Origin of the sequence: Dactylosporangium darangshiense (assembly GCF_039537565.1) — a bacterium.
Lineage (GTDB): Bacteria > Actinomycetota > Actinomycetes > Mycobacteriales > Micromonosporaceae > Dactylosporangium > Dactylosporangium darangshiense.
The window spans coordinates 1-1,126 of sequence record NZ_BAABAT010000196.1; the positions used below are offsets into that span (position 1 = coordinate 1).

General features: G+C 62.1%; 1 pseudogene. It reads right to left on the reverse strand.

Going from position 1 to position 1,126, the window contains the following annotated elements:
* Positions 1-1,088, reverse strand: a pseudogene (locus ABD901_RS58665) (hypothetical protein); the annotation flags it as partial.
* Between the last annotated feature and the right edge of the window lie 38 nt (positions 1,089-1,126).

Below are 1,126 nucleotides of genomic sequence, written 5' to 3' on the forward strand. Positions count from 1 at the left end.
CCGCCAGCAGCACCGACCCCACCGCCGTGCTTCAACCCACGCATCCGCGCACCCATTAGCCCACCCGCACCACCAGCAGCACCCGAAAACGCCTCCGACACAAACGAAAACGGAACCGCCTTCAACGAAAAACCATCACCATTGACCAACCCATACGAACCCTCCCCCACCGCCCCCGTCACACCCTCATGCACCGCCTCCTCCACCACACCCCAAACACCACGCCCCCCACCCACACCCGCACCACCCGCCACCACATCCCCCACATCCTTCCCCCCACCAACCCCAACCCCATCCCCCACCACCTGCCTCACCTCACCCGACAACCCCCCCTTCTCACCCTTCTCACCAACCTCAACCACCTCCCGCACCGGCACCGCAACCGGCACCGACCCACCCACCCGCCGCAACACCCCCCGCCCACCATGCCCAACCACATGACCCGCCGGACCCAACACCATCCCCACCGCACCAATCCACGACCCGACCTTCGCCGCCTCCCGCGACAAACGATGATCCCAATGCTTCCGATCACCCCGCAAAATCTGCACCTCCTGCACCACCGCATCCATCAAATTCTGCAACCCCACACTCTCCGCCTGCGGACGCCCAACCGCCACCAACACCCGCGCCAACAACAACCTAATCCGCAACCGCGCCACCAAAAAATGCACCAGCAAATCCCCCAACACCCCCGGACCCAACCACACCCACATAAACTCCACCTGAAACTCCAAATACACCTCCACAGCCGACGCATACGACATCAACTTCGAATACCCCAGCACCTCCCCCAACGACTCCAACGCCACCCCCAAACGATGCACAAACCGAGACGCCAACCACAAAACCTGACCCACCGTCCCAACCGCCCCAAGAACAGCCCGACCAGCATCACCATCAACCCCATCAACACCAACCCCCAACACAGCATGCATCCACGGCGACACCCACCCCGCAACACCATCCCCAAACCGCACACACTCCCCACCCAACCAATTCACCGCATCCTCATCCGACCCCGGAAACACATCCCCGGTCAACCAATTGAAAAACCGCGCCAAATCATCCGGCATCTCCAAACCCACCGCACCACACCCCCCAACCAACCACACCAAAACACACA